The following is a 17,509-nucleotide window of genomic DNA, read 5'->3' as shown; positions in this document are numbered from 1 at the left end:
TATGGAACAGTCAAAAGAACGTATAGGCTTTAACAATGTTTCGATGAAGTTCGACACCCAGAACGGCCCCCTCGAGGTCGTTCGGGACATGTCTTTCAGCATTAACCAGGGCGACTTTGTTGCACTGGTTGGTCCATCGGGCTGTGGCAAGACAACGCTCATGAATATGGCGGCCGGCTTTCTCAAGCCCAGCAACGGCACCGTCACACTGGACGGCAAGGAAATCGAGGGCCCTGGCCCGGACCGCGGTGTCATGTTCCAGGAATATGGCGTCTTTCCCTGGCTGACTGTCGAACAAAATATCGCCTTTGGCCTCGAGCTCAAGAACAACAGCGCGAAAGTGACAGCCACCGAAAAGAAAGAAATCGTCGAGCGTTACCTGACGTTGATGGGGCTCGCTGATTTTCGCAAGGCCTTTCCCAAAACTTTGTCCGGCGGCATGCGGCAGCGACTCGCGCTGGCTCGTACGTATGCCGTCCATCCTGAGTTCATCCTGATGGACGAGCCTTTCGGCGCCCTGGATGCCCAAACTCGCAGTGCCATGCACGATCTGCTGCTGCAGATTCTGCATGCAGAAGGCAAGACGGTCATGCTGATTACGCACTCTGTGGAAGAGGCCGTCTATCTGGCAAACAAGGTACTGGTGATTTCCGCCCGTCCTTCGCAAATAAGGGAGGTGGTAGATATCCCCTTCCCCTATCCCCGGCATCGCTCGTTGCAGGACACGCCGGAATTCAACACGCTGCGCTCACACATTCACGACTCGGTGATGCGCGAGTATGCGGCGCAAGAGGCACAAGCCAAATCCAAGGTCAGCAACTGATCAAACGGACTTGTTCCGACCATAAAAGGAGATACCCCATGAAGCGTCGTACCTTTCTTGAACTTGCAGCAGCATCAGCGGCTACGATTGCCGCGCCATCGATTGTCCGGGCTCAGTCAAAAAAACTGAAGGTCGGCTATTTGCACACACTCGCTGTCGATGGCCAGATATGGCTGGCCGACTCCATGGGTTTATGGAAAAAGAATGGCCTGGATCCGGAGTTCATCCAGTTCCAGACCGGCCTGGAGCTGTTCCAGGCCATGAGCGGAGGCTCGATCGACGTGCTCTCCACGGGTGCCGTGTTGTCGAACTTTCCAGCGCGCGGACAGGGCAAGGCTTTCCTGATCAACAACGTCGAGTTCGCCACGGCCCAGCTTTGGGTACACCCTGACATGGGCATCAACAGCTTCGCTGACCTGAAAGGCAAAAAGATCTCGACCACGGCAGGAACGACAGCGCATGTGTTCCTGGACAAGGCATTACGCGCCAACGACATTGATCCCAAGAAAGACGTACAGATCGTCAACCAGCGCATGCAGGACGCGGTCACCGCATTTATTTCAAAGGCCGTCCCTGCTGTTGCACTATGGGTACCCTTCAATATTTCCGTGCGTACCCGTGTACCCGAGGCAAAAATGCTGGTCGACGCTTCCAAGTACTATCCCGACGCCGCCATTACCGGCGGCTGGGCTGCCGGTAATGAGTTCTTCGAAAAAAACCCGGACACTCTGAAGCGCATCATCTCGACCTGGGTCGTGGCGAACGACCATCTGATCAACAACACCGACGAATCACTCAAGCTCATACAAGAAAAATACTATCCCAGGGTGCCGCTGTCCGACATCAAGGAACAGTACCAAGCGCAAAAAATGTTCCTGTCTCCGGAGTGGGCCAAGATGTACAAAGATGGCACGGTTACCCAGTGGCTGCAGCAAGTCACCGACTTCTTTGTCGACTTTGCAAAAATCCCCAATGCCGTGCCCGCCTCCAAGTACTTCGACCCCAGCCTTTATCTTGATATTGTGAAAGCATGAGCCTCTCCGCTAAATCGCAAGGCCTGGTCTCAGGCCCCTACGATTACATTATCGTAGGGGCCGGTTCGGCCGGATGCATTCTGGCCAACCGCCTTTCAAGTGACCCATCGGTCAAAGTACTAGTGCTTGAAACAGGGAAGGCCGACAAGAACTTCTGGCTGCGCTTGCCGGTCGGCTATTTCCGCACCATCTACGATTCGCGCTTCTCCCGCCTGTTCGATACGGAAGGCTGCGAAGGAACGGCTGGGCGCAACATTGTCTGGCCGCGCGGACGCGTGGTGGGCGGGTCAAGCTCGATCAATGGCCTGATTTACATTCGTGGCCAACACGCCGACTACGACGAATGGCAGCAAATGGGTGCACAAGGATGGGACTACCCATCGGTGCTGCCTTTTTTCAAGCGCTCTGAGGGCTACGAAGGCGGCGAAAGCAAGTACCACGGCGGCAGCGGCGAACTAGGTGTTTCGGGACTCAAGAACGATCACCCCTATTGTGAAGCGTGGGTCGAAGCCGGGCAGCAGTTTGGCCTGCCCCTCAATCCAGACTTCAATGGCGCCACCGAATACGGGGTGGGTCAATATCAACTGACCATCAAGAACGGATGGCGCTCCAGCGCATCCGTCGCGTTCCTGCATCCGGTACAAAATCGGCCCAACCTTACTGTGCTGACCGAATCACACACAACGCGCGTGCTGTTCGAAGGCACACAGGCGGTTGGCGTCGAGTGGATCAATAAGGGGCAGACCCACCAGGCGCATGCCGAGCGCGAAGTCATTCTGGCTGCCGGCGCAATACAGTCGCCACAGCTATTGCAGTTATCCGGCATCGGCCCCGCCAGCCTGCTGGAGTCCCTGGGCGTACCTGTGGTGGTCAACGCCCCCGAGGTTGGCGAAAACCTGAAAGACCACTATCAGGCACGCACCATCGTGCGCCTGAAGAAAAAACTTTCGCTCAACAACGACGTACGCAATCCCCTTAAGCTGGCCTCCATGGGCCTGGAGTGGTATTTCAAGCATAGCGGACCCTTGACGGTTGGCGCCGGACAGGTCGGCGGCTTTGCTCGCACCGAGTTCGCGCCCGATAACCGAAGCGACATGCAGTTCAACGTCATGCCGCTATCGGTCGACAAGCCTGGCACGCCGCTACATGACTACCCCGGCTTCACGGCATCGGCCTGTCAGTGCCGGCCCACCTCACGCGGGCGCCTGCAGATCCAAAGTACCGACCCGATGGCCGCGCCAAAAATTGAAACCAACTACCTGCGTGAAGAAATCGATCGCAATACGCTGGTGGCCGGCATAACCATGCTGCGCGAGATCTACAACCAACCCGCATTCCGCGACCTGGTCGATGGCGAGGTATTGCCCGGCTCCCAGCGCAAAACACGAGACGACATCATGACGTTCGCACGCGAGGGTGGCGGTACGGTATTCCACCCAGCTGGTACATGCCGTATGGGCTCGGATGCAAAGGCCGTGGTCGATCCTAGCTTGAAGGTCAACGGCGTGACCCGCCTGCGTGTCATCGATGCTTCCGTCATGCCCGAGATAGTCTCTGCCAACACCAATGCCACTGCGCTCATGATTGGCGAAAAAGGTGCCTATCATGTACTGCATGACCCTTTCTGATCCGGCCAAGCAGCACACTTTACGCTAGCAGGCACACACACCACATATAACAAGGCACGAACCAAGGCAGATTGAATCCATGACTCCCCTTCCTGAGCTTAGCCCGATTCACGTGGCAAAAGTCGAGGCATTCGTCTATAGAGCACCTGTTACCGAACCGGTGGAGACGTCGTTTGGCATCATGCACGACCGGCCGGCCGTCCTGGTACGCATCGAAGACGATGAAGGCGCCGTCGGCTGGGGCGAAATCTGGTGCAACTTTCCCGGCGTGGGCGCCGAGCATCGTGCACGCATACTTGAATCGTGTATTGCACCCATACTGAAAGAGCAGGCCTGGCCTCACCCTACCCATGCCTTCAACGCACTGGCACAGCGCCTTCATGTGCTGGGCCTGCAAACCGGCGAGCCAGGCACCATGGCGCAAGCCATCGCGGGTGCCGATATCGCCATGTGGGACCTGACCGCCAGGCACCTGAATCAACCTCTATGGAAACTATTGGGCGGTAGCCGACACGTGCAGGTTTATGCCTCGGGACTCAGCCCGACTGCTCCCGAACATCTCGCCGCACAAAAAAAAGAAGAAGGTTATCGGGCCTTCAAGCTCAAGGTTGGTTTTGGTGTGCAACGTGATCTGACCAATCTGCGCGCCTTACGCAGCATGTTCGGCGATGACACGCTGTTGATGATAGATGCCAACCAAGGCTGGACGCCGGATTCAGCGATCGAAATGAGCGAGCTGTTGGCCGAGTGCAAACCGCTATGGCTGGAAGAGCCGATCCGCGTCGATCACAATCTTGAGCAATGGGTACAACTGGCCAAGGAGTCGAAGATACCGCTGGCAGCCGGCGAAAACATGCGCGGCGAAGCCGAGTTCTCGGCTGCCATTGCTTCCGGTGCTTTCGCCGTGCTGCAGCCCGACCTCGGAAAATGGGGTGGCTTCAGCGGCTGCGTACCGGTAGGAAAGCAGGCGCTCGCTGGTAACCGCCTGTTTTGCCCGCACTGGCTGGGGGGCGGCGTGGGTCTGGTGGCATCCATGCATCTGAAGGCCGCCGTCGGCGGCGACGGCTTTGTCGAAGTCGACTCAAACCCGAATCCTCTGCGTGATCATTTTGCTGGCGAACTGGTGTACCCCACCGACGGTGCCATCACACTGCCCGAGGCATCCGGCCTGGGCATTACGCCCGACCTGCAAGCGGTGGGCGGTTTCCTGGTTCCGCATAAATATGGCTGAGGCTTAGCTCAGCGAATTCCTGGGCTCGCGGAAGAATGCGAGCATTGCTTCTTGAGTTTGCTCGGGTGCCTGTTGCATTGGATAGTGGCCGCAGGGCAAGGCTTCTGCGTGGGCAATATTGCTTGCGTACGGCGCCCATATTTTTGCGGGACCGCCCTCGTGCCGGGCCGTATGGCTCGATTGTCCCCATAGCAGCATGACCGGGCATGTCACTTTTTTACCCGCCAGCCTGTCTTCGCGGTCGAACTGTATATCAAGTGTTGCGGAAGCGCGATAATCTTCGCAGACGCCATGAATATTCTCGGGCGTACACAGTTCGGTGTAATACTGAATCTGCTCCTCGGTGAAACCGCCTTTGCCCAGACCCTGGCTCATGAGCTTGCTGCGGATATACAGCGGCTCGTTATTCTTTAGCAAGGCCTCGGGAAACCCCAAGGGCTGGGACAGGAAACTCCAGTGGTAGAGGCTGAGCCCAATGTCCAGGTCTCCCAGCTCGCGCCATACGAACTCGGTAGGCAGGATATCCAGAAAGGCAGCCTTGGTAATGGCTGCTTCGTGGTCCAGACACATTCTATGAGCAACCCGCGCACCACGGTCGTGGCCAGCAACGGAAAATTGCCTGAATCCAAAATGATTCATTACTTCAACATGGTCCTGGGCCATACGGCGAAAAGTATAGTTGCTGTGATCAGGCAAGCCTTTGGGTTTGCTGCTGTGTCCGTAACCACGGATGTCAACGACCACAACCGTAAAGTGCTCAGCAAGCGCGTCGGCCACGCCTGCCCAGCTCATGTGCGACAGAGGGTTGCCGTGTATGAGCAACAACGGTGAACCCGACCCACCGCGCTTTCCGGTGATCTGAACTTCCGGGTCGCTTGTTTGAATCTGAAATGCCTCAAATCCTTCGAACATGTCTGGTAGTCTCCTGACAAAAATGTCGTTTCTGGCGGCCTAATACCCCAGAGTTCTATTCACCGTACCCGTCAGGGTTTCGCCATTCAAGAACCCTCTGATCTTTGACGCAATCTGCTTGATGGTTTCATCGCGCAGACTGGCTGCGGCGATGTGGGGCGTAATAGTGATGGCCGGATGCGCCCAGAACGGATGGGCAGCCGGCAGCGGTTCTTGCACAAACACATCGAGCGTTGCGCCCTTGACACGGCCCGACTCCAGACCGTGCAGCAGATCATCGTCGATCAGGTGTTCGCCCCGTCCCACGTTGACAATATAGGCGTCAGGCAGCAGCTGCTCAAAGGTATCCCGGCACAGTATGCCCTGAGTTTCGGGTGTCAACGGCAGAACATTGACCAGCACGCGGGTACGGGCCAGAAAGTCCGGAAACTCGGCTTGCGACGCAAATTTTTGTACGCCCGGCATCTCTTTGCCACGCCGAGACCAGCTTGCCACAGGGTACTCGAGCGCGGCCAGGGTTTGCGCTAGCCTCGCTCCCATCAAGCCGGTACCCATGACGCCAACCGGCCACTGCGCACGCTGTATGTCTGGCAAAGGGGCCCACCTGCCTTGCCGCTGTTGCACCTGATACTGTTCAAATCCACGGGATGCGCGCAACAGCGCGTGAACCACATATTCAGCCATCTGCACACCCATGCCGGCATCTTCCAGGCGAATGATGGGCAGATCGGCGGGCAAGCCAGGCAGCTGCAACAAAGCATCGACACCGGCTCCCAGGTTGAATACAGCTTCAAGCTGCGTCTCGCGCATGAACAGGTTCTTAGGTGGCTTCCATACTACGGCCAACTGGGCACCCACCGGCTGCGCTGCCCCGTCCCAGTTTGTAATGCGAACGCCGGGTAATTCCCGTTGCAGCGGCGCTATCCACTCTTGCGGCTCGGCATCGTGGCCAGAGGCAAATATTACATTTATCATGCAGCTTCCTGAAGAGGTCTCGAACTATCGTCCAATTTAACAAAGTAAGTTGTTCAACAATAGCCTGACAAGGCTGCTTCCAACATGATTTCGTAGCAAAAAGCCAGGTCAAGGGATATAGTTTCACGATGCTCCCAAATGCCCACGGAACAGGTCGCAGCCAGGAAGCAAATCTGGCCATCCGGACAACGCTGCTTACCTGCCTGTCCATGCTGGCCTTTGCCGGTAATTCCATACTATGCCGCCTGGCGCTCATGGAACGTCACATCGATCCTTTAAGCTTTACCACGCTCAGGCTCGCAAGCGGTGCACTCATTCTTTATGCATTAGTCTGCTTTTCATCGCGGCGGGCATCAGCCACGCCTGTGGCGCAAGCCGCAACATCCGCTCGACAATCCGGCAGCTGGTTGGGTGCCATCGCGCTTGTCTTGTATGCCCTTTCTTTTTCATTGGCCTATACCAATATGGAATCGGGTGTCGGCGCCCTGATTCTTTTCGGCAGCGTACAGCTTTCCATGCTTCTGTACGGCATGATCAAAGGCGAGCGTCCGACAGCACTATCCATGGTCGGATTGCTGATCAGCATTACTGGCCTGGTGCTCCTGCTACTGCCCGGCAGCAGTGCCCCGCCCCTGGGTGCCGCCGGGCTCATGGCGATCGCTGGCGCAGCGTGGGGCTGGTATTCAATACGGGGCAAGGGTGCCGCCAACCCTTTGGCCTCGACGGCCAGCAATTTTGCCCGCGCCGTTCCCTTTAGCCTGATGGCCCTCGTGCCTTTGCTAGCCACGCTGCACTGGGATGCCCGCGGCTTGACCTACGCTATCTTGTCCGGCACCGTTACATCGGGACTGGGCTACGTGATCTGGTATGGTGTCATGAAACAACTTACCGTACTGAAGGCCAGCACTGTCCAGCTATCCGTCCCTATTCTTACGGCAATAATGGGTACGGCATTATTGGGAGAAGTCCTGACACTGCAGCTTATGGTGTCATGCATTCTGGTGCTGGGCGGCATCGGCATGGTGATGGTCAGCAAAGGTCGCCAGCAAACCCACTAAAGACTAGACGCCTACAATGCTGCGGTATCCGCAAAGAACGCCGTCCTGCGCATGCACTATATGGACCGCATATTGATCGCTTATGTTGCCTCTCCTGAAGGACTTTTGAAACGTGCCTGAATCAACCACAACAGACCTGACCCTGCACTCATTACTCCAGCGGGACGACGTACGCGGCCTGGTGTTCGACCTGGATGGCACGATCGTCGACAGCGCCGCCGACATCATCAACGGCATGCGCCTGACATTCCAGCAAGCAGGCCTGGGCACCCTGCCACAAGATTATTTCCCCGATAATCTGCATGGCACCAGCGAAGGAATCATGCGCGACATCCTGGCCGATATGGGCTGGCAGGCGCCCACCGACTTTAGTCCGCTCAAGGCCCAGTATGTACAAAACTATTCCACGCTAGGCCATGGCACCACTCAACTTTATGCGGGTGCCCAAGACGTGCTGAACGCCTGCCGCGACGCCTCGCTGGCCATGGGTATCTGCACCAACAAAGTCCACGCCAGTGCGTTGGCGGCCACTCACAAAGTCGGCATACACGGACTGTTCGATTTCATCAGCGGCTCCGACAGCTGGGCACAGCCCAAGCCATCGCCCATACCTCTGCTGGAAACCATACGCATGCTGGGTCTGGAACCCGAACAATGCCTGTATTTTGGCGACACCTCCATCGATGCTGAATGCGCGCGCAATGCCGGCGTACGCTTTGTACTGCACGCTTCGGGCTACGGCGACCCTGCCCTGGAAGATGCACCACGGTATTTTGCATTCAGCCAATGGAGTGAGCTGCTGGGCGCCAGCACAGGCAGCGTAAACGACATACAGGCTCAGTGATGCCCCGTATCGGAATCATGGCGGCACTATCAGCCCTATTCCACGACGATCTTTGCTTGCTTGATGACCGTGGCCCATTTGTCGTTCTCTTCCTGAATAAATGAGGCGAACTCGTCTGGCAAATTGAACACCGGATCGAGCCCCATTGTCGAAAACTGAGCAGCCAGAGTTGAGTCGGCGCCAATTTCCTTCAGGGCGTCATTCAGCTGAATGACTATCTCTTTCGGTGTGCCCGCTGCCGCAACAATGCCCAGCCAGGGCATGGCATCAAACTTCTGCAACCCCGATTCGCTGACGGTCGGCAGGTCAGGCATTTGTTTTGATCGTTGCGGAGTCGTCACGGCCAGGGCCCTGACCTTGCCGGACTCGAGGAACGGCTTTGCTGCGGCAACGTCGACAAACATCATGGTCACATCGCCGCTCGCCAGAGAGGTCAGGCCGGGCGCACTTCCTTTATAAGGCACATGTGTCATTTCCAGGCTGGACAATGAAGCGAAAAGCTCGCCCTCCAGATGATTGGAGGTGCCGTTGCCCGATGAAGCATATGTGGCTCGATCCGGATTCTTTCCCAGGTAGGCGATGAGCTCGCCCACCGATTTGGCGGGAATCTTGCTATCGACGACAAGCAGATGCGGCACTACAGCCACGAGCGCAATCGGTGAGAAGTCCTTTTTGACATCATAGGTCACCGTGGACTTATACAAGTGCGGGGCAATGCCCAGCGAAGAGGCGGCCATCAACAAGGTATAACCGTCAGGTTTCGTCCTGGCGACGTAATTGCTGGCGATCACCGTGCCGGCGCCGGGCTTATTCACAACAACAACGGGCTGCCCCAGCTTCTCTTGCAGTTTGTCCGCCAGATTCCTGGTCATTGCATCGGTTACGCCCCCAGGCGTAAACGGCACGACGATGTCGACCGGCTTGCTTGGGTAGTTTGCGGCCTGCGCAGCGATAGACGTGCAAAATGCCGCAACCGCCAAGCTCAGTTTATAGATTCTCATTTTGTCTTTTCCTCCGTTGTGTTACTTGTCGTTCTCAAAAAAGGATTGTTCAACGAAGCGCTGCGAACCAGGCCATAAATAGCCTCGGTAAAGGGCATCTTCGTTTCGTATTGCCGGCCCAGTCTGACCATGGCGCCGATAATGGCTTCCACCTCCAAAGGCTTTCCTTTGAGGTAATCCTGCAGCATGGAGGTCTGCGCGTTCCCCGCAGAACGAGCTCGCTCGAGTCGCTCTTCGGCACTACTGTCGATAGGCAAGCCTATCCGCCTTCCCAGAGCAAGACTCTCGCGCAGCATATGCAAAGCCAGTTCCGAGATGTGCTCATCTGCCAACATGGACGCCATGTCCCCGCCCGACAATACGCTCAGGGGATTGAACACCGCATTGCCTACCGCCTTCATCCAGACATCGAGGCGAATTGCAGTCGATATGTCGCAATCCATACCTGCGGCCATGCAGGTCGTCTTCAATACCTCAGCCCGGGCGGAGCTGCTTCCGTCCAGCTCGCCGATAATCAGCCGGTTTCTCGTTCCCTGAACCGCGACACCATGGGCCGTCGAATAGGCCGTCAGATAGACCGCCGTGCCCAGAATCTGCGCGGCCGGCAACAGGGCGGCAAGTTCGACTTCTGGTGTTTTGCCAGAGGGCGTGCTGGACGCTTGAGCGTTCGGTAGAAACCACCAGGGAATACCGTTGATGGCAGGGATGACGACTACCGTTTCGGGCAGCTTCGGCAACCAATCCCTAACGGCAGCCAGCAACGCTTGCTGCTTCACGGCAATAAAGACGTAATCCCTGTCCAACAGATCTTGTGGCGACTTTGCAACTGCCACTTGCGCCGCGATCTCTGTTCCGCTTGCGGTAAGGTGCAAGCCTTGCCGGCGGATGGTGGCTGCGGCTTCGGCTCGTGCAGCCAGCTTCACATCACAACCGCCATTGGCGAATCGCGCGGCAAGCGTGCAGCCTATTGCTCCCGCGCCAATGATGCCGACCCGCGGCAAAGTCTGGCTGCGCATATGTGACCTCTTTTGAACAGAAGTTATAGAGTGGCGTGCTAGGCGCCCAGGCGAGGCTTATTGCGCTCCAGCATGCGCAGCATTGCAGGCCATTGTTTTGCCCGGGACGGCCGATCGGATTTATCAAATTGCCGCGCGACTTTCTCGGCAACCGCAGCTGACGGCTCGATGATTTTCATGCCACCCGCCAAGGCATGGACCTGAATCTGGCAAGCCCTCTCCAGGTAATACATGGCATCGAAAGCGTCGGCCACATCTGCACCGCAGACCAATAAGCCGTGGTTACGCAAAATCATGGCGTTGGTGGAGCCCAGGTCAGCAATCAGACGCTTCTGCTCATCGAGGTCGAGCGCAACGCCTTCATAATCGTGGTAGGACAAGCGCTCGTGAAAGCGCATGGCGTGTTGCGACAGCATCAACAGCCCGCGCTCCTGAGCGGACACAGCGACCCCCGCAGCTGTGTGCGTATGCATCACACAAGCTGCATCGTGCCGCACGCCGTGGATGGCGCTGTGTATGACATAACCCGCCGGATTAATGCCCAGGCGGGTTTCATCCAGAATGATACGGCCTTCAAGATCGACCTTTACCAGCGATTCAGGCGTGATCTCGTCGAACGTCAAACCATAGGCGTTGATCAGAAAGTGCGCTTCATCACCCGGCACACGTGCCGAAATATGCGTGTAGATATGGTCCGTCATACGATGCAGGAAAGCCAGTTGATACGCGGCTGCCAGATCTTTTCGAACGGCCCATTCTTCGGGCGAAATTTCAGACTGTATGGACATAATTCACTTAGCTATAGAAAAAGTACAAAAGCGCGGCGGGGGAGTACCCCAAAGCATGTAGGCCGCGTGGCTCATGTTTGCTCTGCAAGCTGCAGCGCTTCTTGTGGCATGCGGAAGGTGACTCGATATCCTGTAGGCGTGAAAGACCCGTTTTCTTTGCGAAACTGTGTCATGAAGTCAGGCCACAGTGTCGTCAGCTTGCCGCTGCGCGGGTGCAAATACCAACTGCTGCACCCCCCTTCCAGCCAAACGCTTCCGCCGCTACGCTGATAAATGCTTTCCACGTAGCTGCGCTGTGCTTGCGGCTCTGGATCGACAAAGGCGGCATTATCGCAAATGAATCCTACCCCTTCCTTGATGTAGTTGATCTGGGTTTCGATCATGAAAATCATCGAACCTGCTCCCAACCCCGTATTCGGCCCAAGCATCAGGAAAAAATTCGGAAATCCCGATACTGCGGTACAGGCATAGGCTTGCCCGCCGTTCTGCCATTTTTCAGCCAGGCTTTTCCCATCGGTGCCATGAATGACTTCGGCGACGGGCAGGTCGGCCGCCTCGAACCCCGTCGCAATGACCAGCAAGTCCAGGTCTATCCTGTCCTGATTCTTCAGTACGACACCGTGCTTATCCACATGGGAAATGCCAGTGGTCTCCAGAGATACGTTAGGCTGCATCAGCGTCGGATAATAGTCATTGGACAGAAGAATACGTTTGCAGCCAATCGCATAATTGGGCGTCAACTTTTGCCGCAGTGTCTCGTCAGGCACTTGATTTTTCAGATGGTTCAGCGCCATTGAAGAAACCTGCTCTATAAACGCCGGCACTTGGCGCCGCTGGGGAAATCGGGATTCGTTCCCCCAGAACAACTCGTCGCGCAGCTCTTGCGCCGTATCGGGAAAACGAGTAAACAAGCCTTTTTCCGCTTCGCTATATACGTGGTCCCGGCGCGGTATGACATATGGCGCCGAGCGCTGGAAGACCGTCAGGTGTGTCGCCTCACGGGCAAGCTCGGGCACAATCTGGATGGCGGAGGCTCCGGTACCAATCACACCGATGCGTCGATTGGCTGTCGAATAAGAATGATCCCAGCGGGCAGAATGAAACACCTTGCCCTCGAAGGAAGAAAGTCCATCAATATCCGGATACGAAGGGTCGGACAAATGTCCTGCCGCTGATATGAGTGCGTACGCCGTGTACTCTCCGGCACTGGTCAGTACATGCCACATGGACGTTGCCGGGTCCCAGCTCGCCTTGAGGACAGTTTCGCCAAATCGCACATGAGGAACAATGCCTTCATCATGGGCAGTGGCTCGCAAATAATCCAGTATTTCAGGCTGCGGTGCGTAAACCCGACTCCACCGAGGATTCGGGCGAAAAGAGTAGGAATACAAGTGCGATTGAATATCGCAAGCCGCGCCCGGGTAGGTATTGTCCCGCCATGTCCCGCCCACGTCATCGGCGCGTTCGAGCACGATGAAGTCACGCTTGCCCTCGCGCTTGAGCGCAACCGCCATCCCCAGTCCTGAAAAGCCCGACCCAATGATCAGCACTTCTGTTTCCACCGCCTTGCGGTGGCGGGAGTCATTAATTGTCATGGTCTCATTCATTGCTTTCTTCCGGCGTCAGGCGTGATTGTTCTTGATAAGCTGTCCGGCAGGCAGCGCTGTGGGGTCCTGGACAAACATATCGATCATGGTGAACAACTCAGACGGCCTTTCGTGAACAACCCCATGGCCAGACATGATCTCCGCATATCGGCAGTCTGCAATAGCGCCAAACAGCATCCGGGCGTGCCGCAGGGGAACCATCTGGTCGTGCACACAAGCAATAACCAGGCTGGGCACCTGGATTCCGGCCAAATCGTTCGTAATATCAACATTTTTGTTGAATTCCATTTTGCGGGAACGATCCGGGCCGTTCCTGATGGACTGGGACAAACCCTCCAGCTCTGCCTCATTTTTTGAATTCAAAAATGCCTGACTGTAATTCAGCAATACGGAAAATGGCGCCAGTGCGTCATGATTGCTTTCATAAAGACTGCGCCAGACCGCGTTGCGCAGTCTTTGCTGGTTGTCGGTCTTTACCCAGCCGGCAATCAACGTAAGCGACTTAACACATGCATCATGGCGCGCAGCAAACAAAGCAGCGATCACGGCTCCGAATGAATAACCGGCCACATGAACCGGCTTACCGTGCGCCACGTGTTTGACAACGGCGTGTACCTGCTCAAGATAGCAGTCTGCCGTTGGGGTTTCTGTTTCTGGATCGACGAAATTCAATGCAACGACGCGATGGCGCATGGCCAGCATGGGAAGCAGCGCCCAGAAGTTGTTCTCTGCCGAACCGCCTGTGCCGTGCAACAAAACAATGGTTTCAGCATGAGTATTCTCAGGATCAGAATCAAAATAACTGATCTGCGTGTCGCCGCAGCTAGCCGTGCCTGTTTGTACATCTTTGATGAATGTCATGCCGCGCATTTACCTTTTAGCTATGCAGGCGACTCTTGCGCCGCCCGAAACTGGATGCGCCATCGATATTCGATAGCCATGCGTTCAGTATCAGAGCGACGGCCATCGAATGGCTAGCGCCACATATGTTTTTATTTACTATGTAAATTCGGTATGCCCGTCAGCTTAGTACAGGCGGTGGTAAGGCAAAGCACTCAATGTGCTCGAAATGAAGGCTCCAAACCGTCCACTTGCAGCTCTTCGGCGATCAACTCTGCAATCCATGCTTTGCGCTCTGGAGGCATTCGGCTTCTAATGGCCGCCACACTCACGGCCGCTTGAGTTCCTGTCGGCAGTTCGAAGCGCATGCCGACACCACTTACTCCTTCCGTGACCAGATCTGCCGTATTGGCATAGCCACGCCGCCGCGTATCGGCGATCAGACGCTTCAGATCTGCCAAAGAAAGCACACTAGGCTGGAATTCATTGATGTGGCGCTTGTAAACCGCCTCAACCTCATCGTCCGTCTGCGCGGCAAGCAAGGTCGAACCTGCGGACCCGATGCCCAACACCCGCATACCACCGACCCTCAGCACAAGCGCCTTGACTGGGTACGACCCTTCTTCACAGTGAAGGCAATGACCATAATCACCATTGCGAACCACCAAAAATATCGTGTCTTCCGTTCGACGCGCCAGTCTTTTCATGACAGGCTTGATTCGGTCTACGATGGGCGCTGACCGCATTGCCGCGAGACCGAGCTGCATGGCCTCCACGCCCAAGCGGTACATGCGAGCGTCATCACGCTCCACCAGCCCGAACTCGACCAGGCTGCTTACCAGGCGATAGGCGGTGGCGCGATCCAATTGCGCCAGAGTGGCCAGTTCGCCAATGCCGATACCTTCGGGGTGCGCCCGGGACACCAGATGCAACAGACCCAGTGCTCTGGATACCGTCTGCGTTCCTCTCATCGCTTTATTCCGTCTGCGTACTATTCGCGCAACCCAAGTTCCCGCAACTCCTTGCGCATCAGCTCCAATAAGGCTTCGCGGCGTTCTTTGCTAAGCCGTGCGGTCAGCGTGGCCAGGCTGATGGCGCCCATGCCATGGTGCCCGATCCGAAATGCGATACCGATGCCGACGGTTCCTATTTCGTCGAATGACTCATAGACCTCGGCATAGCCTAATCGGCGCACCTCGTGCGCCATACGCAGGACCTGCTCCAGCGTCAATCCCATATCGGCATACTCTATCTCGTGCCGCTCGTAGATGGCCTGAATTTCGCTGTCTTGCATCAGCTCGAACACCGCCGTCCCACCGGTGCCCGTACCCAATGAGCGGCGCTGGCCAATATTGGTTGTCAACACGCGTACTTGCGAACTGCCTTCTTCGCGATGCAGGCAAAAAACATAATCACCCTGCCGCATCATCAGGAAGGTCGTATCGCCTGAAATACGAGCCACACGGCGCAGTACAGGAAGGAAGCGGGTCAGCAGCGAAGTAGGCCGAGGCAGCAATGAACCCAGCAGCACTGCCTCGGGCCCAAGATAGTAGCGGCTATCGTCGCCACGATCGATGAACTGCTCTTCCACCAGACAGCTAAGCAGGCGATAGGCAGTCCCACGATCGAGGCCGGATTCGCGTACGACCTGTACGAGCCTGATGCCATCGTCACGATATTTGGCAACCAGGCGCAAGACGGCCAGAGCCCGACGGACACTTTGTGTGCCCGCCACTGGGCTACCACTCGCGCGGACTTGCTGGCTTTTTCCTATTAGTGGACCGTCCACGTCACTATTCCTTGTGCTTGTGTGCTCAAGTATGTCACCTTATCGCCCGGTGAAAACCGGCTTGCGCTTGGCTGCAAATGCTTCGATAGCTTCGCTGTGATCCTGCGTCAGGTTGGTCAGGCATTCATAAGCCACGCCTGCATCCATGTGCCCATGGGCCAATTGGCGCAGGGGGATAGTGTAGCCCGCCTTGGTCCAGCGTATAGCTTTAGTAGCGCCATTGCGCAACTTGGCCACAATTTTGTCTACACGCGCATCCAGCTCTTCGGTAGCTACTGCATGACCGACAGCGCCCAGGCGATACGCTTCTTCGGCCGACAACAAATCGCCGGTCAACAACAATTCACGGGCTTTGCCATAGCCGATGATTTGCGGCCACAAGAAACCTCCGCCGTCGGCGGCATTCAAGCCGACGCGCACATGCGGATCCCCGATGCGTGCATTCTCATCCATGACCGTGATGTCGCATAGCAGAGCAAGGGTGGCCCCCAAGCCTACAGCATCGCCATTGATGCGGCCGACGATAGGAATTTCGCAATCGAGCATCGAATACACAATGCGCTTGGCTTCCCAGGTCACGACTTCGAACTGTTCTGGCTCACGCACCGCAGCGCGCATCCATTCGATATCGCCGCCCGCACAAAAGGCTCGGCCAGCACCCGTCAGCACGATGGCGTTCAGATCGCGGCGTTCGCCCAGGTCAATGAATATGCGTGACAAGGCCGTATGCAGCTCGGCATTGACTGCGTTGAGTTCATCCGGCCGGTTGATGGTCAGATAAGCGACACGATCGCGCACATCCAGGGTAAGGGCTTTGTTTTCCATGTTTGAGTTCCGTAGGTATTAGTTGTCTATAAAGTTCAAAAATGATTGTGCTCAAGCTGCTTGCAGCACATCGCGTACGCCAATACGAGCCAGCTGCGCTTCAGCTGCGCCGAACATCGTTGCTGCCACGTGCAGCCGGCGATAAAGATGGGTAATCTTGTATTCTTCCGTTACGCCTATGCCGCCCGACAGCTGAATCAACTGCCCCATGCCGCGTATGGCGCGGCGGCCTACAAAGGCCTTGGCGATAGGCAAAGTCGGCCATGGTCCCTTCGGGCTGGCATCGATCTCTTGCGCCAGGCGCTCGGCCAAGGCCGTCATTTGCTTAACATCGCAGAAAATATCGGCCATCTTGTGCTGGACCGCCTGCAGTTGCGATAAGGGACGACCAAACTGAGTACGTTGTTTCAGGTAGTCCAGCGTCAAGTTGAAACCAACCTCAAGGACACCGGCCGCGTCGGCCACCTGGCCGGCGGCTACCAGATCACGCAGCCGTTGTCCCGCCCCCACGTCGTCAGCCTGATCCAGCCACAGGCCTGGCGTACGATCCAATGTGAGCAAAACAGTGTCTCGCTTGTCGATAAGCCTGGCCTGCTCGCAGGACAAGCCCGGCGCATTGGCCGCAAGCAGTGCGGCGCGTAGTACTCCGGCAGCATCCCGCACAAACACCACATAGTGCGTCGCGTCTTGCGAGCCCAACACCGGCCCGCTGCGTCCCGACAGTATGCATGTTCCATCGAGGGTATCAGCCGTGATGCCGTTTCTGTCGGGCAAATCGGCCACGCCCAGGCGCATTGCGCCGGTTGCCAATGCCTCGGCCTGGTCGGGACTGACCTCGACCACTGCGGGCGCCAACAACAAATGCGTTTCGAGCGCCTCGGGACGAACATGTTCGCCCGCAAGACGAATCAAGGCAAAGCGCGCAGCATGGTCGGCATCGAAGCCACCGTTTGCTTCAGTCAGCGGCAAAGCCAGCCAACCCATCTCCGCCAGAGCTTGCCAGCCCTCTGGCGTCTGGCGATGACCTTCCCGAAACGACGTCACCCGTGCGCCGAATGAATTGTTATCGCTAAACCACCGTTGCGCAGACTCCAGCAACAGGTTCAGTTCCTCACGGTCCATAACCATGATCAATCTC

17 protein-coding genes are annotated in these 17,509 nt (G+C 56.7%); 6 read left to right on the top strand and 11 right to left on the bottom strand.

Going from position 1 to position 17,509, the window contains the following annotated elements:
• The first annotated feature begins 1 nt into the window (after position 1).
• From ERD84_RS04500 to ERD84_RS04485, 4 genes are all read left to right on the top strand, one after another.
• The gene (locus ERD84_RS04500; RefSeq protein WP_130038405.1) at positions 2 to 823 is read left to right on the top strand and encodes an ABC transporter ATP-binding protein; all 822 of its coding nucleotides are present in this window, start codon (positions 2 to 4) and stop codon (positions 821 to 823) included.
• Between the two features lie 38 nt (positions 824 to 861).
• Positions 862 to 1,857: an ABC transporter substrate-binding protein gene (locus tag ERD84_RS04495; protein WP_130038404.1), complete on the top strand. Its 996-nt coding sequence runs from the start codon at positions 862 to 864 to the stop codon at positions 1,855 to 1,857.
• Positions 1,854 to 3,485, top strand: coding sequence for a GMC family oxidoreductase (locus ERD84_RS04490; protein WP_130038403.1), 1,632 nt, complete (start codon positions 1,854 to 1,856; stop codon positions 3,483 to 3,485). The genes ERD84_RS04495 and ERD84_RS04490 overlap by 4 nt, the downstream gene beginning before the upstream one ends.
• 79 nt (positions 3,486 to 3,564) lie before the next feature.
• Positions 3,565 to 4,716 (top strand): mandelate racemase/muconate lactonizing enzyme family protein, encoded by a 1,152-nt coding sequence (locus ERD84_RS04485; protein ID WP_130038402.1) that lies wholly within the window; start codon positions 3,565 to 3,567, stop codon positions 4,714 to 4,716.
• A 3-nt stretch (positions 4,717 to 4,719) separates the two neighbouring features.
• On the opposite strand, the gene ERD84_RS04480 is transcribed toward ERD84_RS04485, so the two are convergent.
• Both ERD84_RS04480 and ERD84_RS04475 read right to left on the bottom strand, forming a co-directional pair.
• Positions 4,720 to 5,628, bottom strand: coding sequence for an alpha/beta fold hydrolase (locus ERD84_RS04480; protein WP_130038401.1), 909 nt, complete (start codon positions 5,626 to 5,628; stop codon positions 4,720 to 4,722).
• A 39-nt stretch (positions 5,629 to 5,667) separates the two neighbouring features.
• Positions 5,668 to 6,600: a 2-hydroxyacid dehydrogenase gene (locus ERD84_RS04475; protein WP_167667319.1), complete on the bottom strand. Its 933-nt coding sequence runs from the start codon at positions 6,598 to 6,600 to the stop codon at positions 5,668 to 5,670.
• Between the two features lie 131 nt (positions 6,601 to 6,731).
• Between ERD84_RS04475 and ERD84_RS04470 the strand changes: the two genes are divergently transcribed.
• Positions 6,732 to 7,661 carry a DMT family transporter gene (locus ERD84_RS04470; protein WP_130038399.1) on the top strand — a complete coding sequence of 310 codons (930 nt, stop codon included), beginning with the start codon at positions 6,732 to 6,734 and terminating at the stop codon, positions 7,659 to 7,661.
• A gap of 112 nt (positions 7,662 to 7,773) precedes the next feature.
• Positions 7,774 to 8,505, top strand: a complete 732-nt coding sequence (locus tag ERD84_RS04465; RefSeq protein ID WP_130038398.1) for an HAD family hydrolase — start codon at positions 7,774 to 7,776, stop codon at positions 8,503 to 8,505.
• A gap of 35 nt (positions 8,506 to 8,540) precedes the next feature.
• Here the strand turns inward: ERD84_RS04465 and ERD84_RS04460 are convergent, their stop codons facing one another.
• The 9 genes from ERD84_RS04460 to ERD84_RS04420 form a co-directional block, all read right to left on the bottom strand.
• A complete protein-coding gene (locus ERD84_RS04460) occupies positions 8,541 to 9,506 on the bottom strand; it encodes a Bug family tripartite tricarboxylate transporter substrate binding protein (protein ID WP_130038397.1) in 966 nt (321 codons plus the stop codon).
• Positions 9,503 to 10,522: a ketopantoate reductase family protein gene (locus ERD84_RS04455; protein ID WP_130038396.1), complete on the bottom strand. Its 1,020-nt coding sequence runs from the start codon at positions 10,520 to 10,522 to the stop codon at positions 9,503 to 9,505. The genes ERD84_RS04460 and ERD84_RS04455 overlap by 4 nt, the downstream gene beginning before the upstream one ends.
• Before the next feature lie 38 nt (positions 10,523 to 10,560).
• Positions 10,561 to 11,310, bottom strand: coding sequence for a class II aldolase/adducin family protein (locus tag ERD84_RS04450; protein WP_130038395.1), 750 nt, complete (start codon positions 11,308 to 11,310; stop codon positions 10,561 to 10,563).
• Between the two features lie 71 nt (positions 11,311 to 11,381).
• On the bottom strand, positions 11,382 to 12,905 hold the full coding sequence (locus ERD84_RS04445; protein WP_130038394.1) for a flavin-containing monooxygenase: 1,524 nt from the start codon (positions 12,903 to 12,905) through the stop codon (positions 11,382 to 11,384).
• Positions 12,906 to 12,932: 27 nt separating this feature from the next.
• Positions 12,933 to 13,778 carry an alpha/beta fold hydrolase gene (locus ERD84_RS04440; protein ID WP_130038393.1) on the bottom strand — a complete coding sequence of 282 codons (846 nt, stop codon included), beginning with the start codon at positions 13,776 to 13,778 and terminating at the stop codon, positions 12,933 to 12,935.
• A 194-nt stretch (positions 13,779 to 13,972) separates the two neighbouring features.
• The gene (locus ERD84_RS04435) at positions 13,973 to 14,728 is read right to left on the bottom strand and encodes an IclR family transcriptional regulator (RefSeq protein WP_130038392.1); all 756 of its coding nucleotides are present in this window, start codon (positions 14,726 to 14,728) and stop codon (positions 13,973 to 13,975) included.
• Between the two features lie 20 nt (positions 14,729 to 14,748).
• Positions 14,749 to 15,546: an IclR family transcriptional regulator gene (locus ERD84_RS04430; RefSeq protein ID WP_167667247.1), complete on the bottom strand. Its 798-nt coding sequence runs from the start codon at positions 15,544 to 15,546 to the stop codon at positions 14,749 to 14,751.
• A 39-nt stretch (positions 15,547 to 15,585) separates the two neighbouring features.
• Complete coding sequence (locus tag ERD84_RS04425; RefSeq protein ID WP_130038390.1) at positions 15,586 to 16,371, bottom strand: enoyl-CoA hydratase/isomerase family protein; 786 nt, start codon at positions 16,369 to 16,371, stop codon at positions 15,586 to 15,588.
• A gap of 51 nt (positions 16,372 to 16,422) precedes the next feature.
• Positions 16,423 to 17,499, bottom strand: coding sequence for an acyl-CoA dehydrogenase family protein (locus ERD84_RS04420; protein WP_130038389.1), 1,077 nt, complete (start codon positions 17,497 to 17,499; stop codon positions 16,423 to 16,425).
• Positions 17,500 to 17,509: the final 10 nt, after the last annotated feature.

The sequence above is a fragment of the Pollutimonas harenae genome (genome assembly GCF_004153685.1).
GTDB classification, from domain to species: domain Bacteria; phylum Pseudomonadota; class Gammaproteobacteria; order Burkholderiales; family Burkholderiaceae_B; genus Pusillimonas_C; species Pusillimonas_C harenae.
This window is presented reverse-complemented; position numbering and strand designations above follow the sequence as displayed.

What these genes read in the sequence shown, in the direction of transcription:
- ERD84_RS04500 (WP_130038405.1), top strand. Translation starts at nt 2, where the DNA reads ATGGAACAGTCAAAAGAACGTATAGGCTTTAACAATGTTTCGATGAAG.
- ERD84_RS04495 (WP_130038404.1), top strand. Translation starts at nt 862, where the DNA reads ATGAAGCGTCGTACCTTTCTTGAACTTGCAGCAGCATCAGCGGCTACG.
- ERD84_RS04490 (WP_130038403.1), top strand. Translation starts at nt 1,854, where the DNA reads ATGAGCCTCTCCGCTAAATCGCAAGGCCTGGTCTCAGGCCCCTACGAT.
- ERD84_RS04485 (WP_130038402.1), top strand. Translation starts at nt 3,565, where the DNA reads ATGACTCCCCTTCCTGAGCTTAGCCCGATTCACGTGGCAAAAGTCGAG.
- ERD84_RS04480 (WP_130038401.1), bottom strand. Translation starts at nt 5,628, where the DNA reads ATGTTCGAAGGATTTGAGGCATTTCAGATTCAAACAAGCGACCCGGAA.
- ERD84_RS04470 (WP_130038399.1), top strand. Translation starts at nt 6,732, where the DNA reads ATGCTCCCAAATGCCCACGGAACAGGTCGCAGCCAGGAAGCAAATCTG.
- ERD84_RS04460 (WP_130038397.1), bottom strand. Translation starts at nt 9,506, where the DNA reads ATGAGAATCTATAAACTGAGCTTGGCGGTTGCGGCATTTTGCACGTCT.
- ERD84_RS04455 (WP_130038396.1), bottom strand. Translation starts at nt 10,522, where the DNA reads ATGCGCAGCCAGACTTTGCCGCGGGTCGGCATCATTGGCGCGGGAGCA.
- ERD84_RS04450 (WP_130038395.1), bottom strand. Translation starts at nt 11,310, where the DNA reads ATGTCCATACAGTCTGAAATTTCGCCCGAAGAATGGGCCGTTCGAAAA.
- ERD84_RS04445 (WP_130038394.1), bottom strand. Translation starts at nt 12,905, where the DNA reads ATGACAATTAATGACTCCCGCCACCGCAAGGCGGTGGAAACAGAAGTG.
- ERD84_RS04440 (WP_130038393.1), bottom strand. Translation starts at nt 13,778, where the DNA reads ATGACATTCATCAAAGATGTACAAACAGGCACGGCTAGCTGCGGCGAC.
- ERD84_RS04435 (WP_130038392.1), bottom strand. Translation starts at nt 14,728, where the DNA reads ATGAGAGGAACGCAGACGGTATCCAGAGCACTGGGTCTGTTGCATCTG.
- ERD84_RS04425 (WP_130038390.1), bottom strand. Translation starts at nt 16,371, where the DNA reads ATGGAAAACAAAGCCCTTACCCTGGATGTGCGCGATCGTGTCGCTTAT.
- ERD84_RS04420 (WP_130038389.1), bottom strand. Translation starts at nt 17,499, where the DNA reads ATGGTTATGGACCGTGAGGAACTGAACCTGTTGCTGGAGTCTGCGCAA.